Annotated in this window: 5 protein-coding genes; all 5 read right to left on the bottom strand. The window is 36.6% G+C overall.

Annotated elements, in window-relative coordinates:
* Positions 1-934 (bottom strand): signal recognition particle-docking protein FtsY (ftsY, locus tag ACY65O_RS09870; RefSeq protein WP_462220686.1); only part of this gene is annotated, 934 nt, incomplete at its 3' end.
* Between the two features lie 146 nt (positions 935-1080).
* Entirely contained in the window at positions 1081-1251 is a 171-nt protein-coding gene (locus ACY65O_RS09865; protein ID WP_462220685.1) for a DUF4295 domain-containing protein, read from the bottom strand.
* Positions 1252-1327: 76 nt separating this feature from the next.
* Entirely contained in the window at positions 1328-1510 is a 183-nt protein-coding gene (rpmG, locus tag ACY65O_RS09860) for a 50S ribosomal protein L33 (RefSeq protein ID WP_430989772.1), read from the bottom strand.
* Positions 1511-1564: 54 nt separating this feature from the next.
* Complete coding sequence (rpmB, locus tag ACY65O_RS09855) at positions 1565-1801, bottom strand: 50S ribosomal protein L28 (RefSeq protein WP_462220684.1); 237 nt, start codon at positions 1799-1801, stop codon at positions 1565-1567.
* Positions 1802-1929: 128 nt separating this feature from the next.
* Positions 1930-2706, bottom strand: a 777-nt coding sequence (locus ACY65O_RS09850) for a DMT family transporter (protein ID WP_462220683.1), incomplete at its 5' end; no start/stop codon positions are given.

The following is a 2706-nucleotide window of genomic DNA, read 5'->3' as shown; positions in this document are numbered from 1 at the left end:
GTTGTTTATCAAACACCAGCAGGTCGGTAGCCTTTTCACCAACCCCAATAAACTTAACAGGTATTTTAAACTGATCGGCTATAGCCAGCACCACACCGCCTTTTGCAGTACCATCTAATTTTGTAATGGTGAGTGCAGTAACATCTGTTGCGGCAGTAAAATGTTTGGCCTGCTCCAGTGCGTTTTGCCCGGTGCTGCCATCTAATACCAGCATAACTTCATGCGGCGCATCAGGGATAACTTTTTGAATTACTTTTTTTATTTTAGAAAGCTCATCCATTAAATGAATTTTATTATGCAGCCTTCCTGCGGTATCAATAATGATGACATCCATATTTTTTGACACACCACTTTTAACCGTATCAAATGCAACCGATGCCGGGTCGCTGCCCATTTCTTTTTTTACAATGTCCACGCCGGTTCTTTCGCTCCAGATAGTTAACTGGTCAACTGCTGCTGCCCTGAATGTATCTGCTGCACCCAGCAAAACCGATTTACCTGCTTTAGAAAAATTATGCGCCAGTTTACCAATAGTTGTTGTTTTACCCACACCATTTACACCCACTACTAAAATTACATGCGGCTTGTGGCCTGCAGGTAATTCATAGTCTTCATAACTGCTATCCTGCGGTGCAGCTACTAATATATTTTGTACTTCTTCTTTTAAAATTTTATTAAGCTCCGATGTATTGAGGTATTTATCTTTTGCAACCCTTGCTTCTATCTGCTCAATAATTTTTACGGTGGTTTCAATGCCTACATCTGCACTTACCAATGCATCTTCCAAATTATCCAGCACTTCGGTATCAACAGTACTTTTACCGGCAATAGCTTTGGTTATTTTATTTAAAAAACCTTCCCGTGTTTTTTGCAATCCCTGTTCTAAACTTTCCTGCTGTTGTTTTTTTCCAAAGAGTTTATCAAAGAGGCCCATAATAGTTGGTGGTTGTTTGTTGGTTGTTGTTCGTTGGCTTAGTGTAAATTTAGAGGTTCTTTTTTTTGTAACCCTAAAAGTTTTTTAAATAAAGAAAGCCTCCCTTAAATGGGAAGCTTCATAAATATATTTTTATCCAACTAAAATTAATTAGCTAAATATTCTTTAATCTTGTCTTTGTGTACGATTGATTCTTTAAAAGTATAAGCACCAGTTTTAGGGCTGCGAACTGTACGAATTACTTTAGTCCAGTTTTTTGCGTCTGCTGCTGCTTTGGTATCTTTAATTTTAGCGTTTTTTGAAGCTGCTTTTGCCATGATATGTAGTTTATTGGTTAATTAGTTTATTAGTTCATCCGTGTTAGCGAATTAACGTTTATACAAATTACCGTTATTATTTTATTTCTTTATGAACAGTAACCTTCTTTAAAATTGGGTTGAATTTTTTCAACTCCATTCTTTCTGGTGTGTTCTTTTTGTTTTTGGTAGTAATGTAACGGCTTGTGCCGGGTTTACCACTTGTTTTATGCTCGGTACACTCTAAAATTACCTGTACCCTGTTGCCTTTCTTTGCCATTTTATTTTATTTATATAATATGATCTCCTTCATTTCCCCTTCAGGGGATAGGGGCTAGATTTTTTCTCCTGCGGCACGTAACTTCTTTACCACAGATAATAAACCATTTTTATTGATGGTTCTTATTGCTTCGGAAGATACTTTTAATACCACCCACTTATCTTCTTCTGCAAGAAAATAACGCTTGGTTTGTAAGTTCGGTAAAAACCTGCGCTTGGTTTTAATATTCGAGTGCGAAACCTTATTTCCGGTAATCGGCTTCTTTCCTGTAACCTGACATACTCTGGCCATTGTACTAATTTTTTGGACGGCGAAGGTAGGATTAAAAATGGATTTCTGGAACTTATGAAGGAAGAATTTTTGATTTAATACCTAAAAATATCTTAAGCCCCTTTAAAACTGTTGAAAAGTTTACATTTTTATACTCTTTGCAGAGGCCTTTTAGCTTGAAAATAAACCCTTATCATCTGTAAAACTACTGCCAGTAAAATTAAGCCAACGCCAATATAAAACTGGTAATTCAGTTGTTCATTTTCTTTAAAAAAGATAAAAGCCATAATTATTCCATACACCGGTTCTAAATTATAAGTAAGGTTGGCGGTAAAAGCCGATATCTTTTTAAGGGCATTTAACTGAAGATCGAAACTGAGTACGGTACAAAACCAGGCCAGCACCAATAACCAAATCCAGTCGGTGCTGGTGGGTGAATAATATGCCGCAGGAAACTGCATTAAATAAAACGGCACCAAAAGCGTAAGCGCAATTAATCCGCCACCCAACTCGTACAATGTAACCGTTTGAGGCGTAAACCGCTTTACAAATTCCTTATTAAAAATGGGAAACAAGGCACTGCCTACTGCCGAAATTATTCCAAAGGCAATACCCAGTTTATACTGCGGATGAAAATCGAAAATGATATAAATACCTGCTATAGCAAGCAAGCCCAATGCTACTTCAATAAATACAACCCGTTTTTTTAAAATAAGCGGCTCTAAAAAAGAAGTAAAAAAACCTGTGGCACTAAAGCAAACCAATGCTACCGATGCATTGGCATATTTTACGCTGCCATAAAAAGTTACCCAGTGCATAGCTACAATTGCCCCTACGCCAAAAATCTTCAACACATCTTTTAAAGCAATTTTTTGCAATTGTTTTTTTATGTACAATAAAATAAATAACGTTACCACAGTTATTAA

The organism is Ferruginibacter sp., from assembly GCF_031430955.1.
Taxonomy (GTDB): Bacteria; Bacteroidota; Bacteroidia; order Chitinophagales; family Chitinophagaceae; genus Ferruginibacter.
This window is presented reverse-complemented; position numbering and strand designations above follow the sequence as displayed.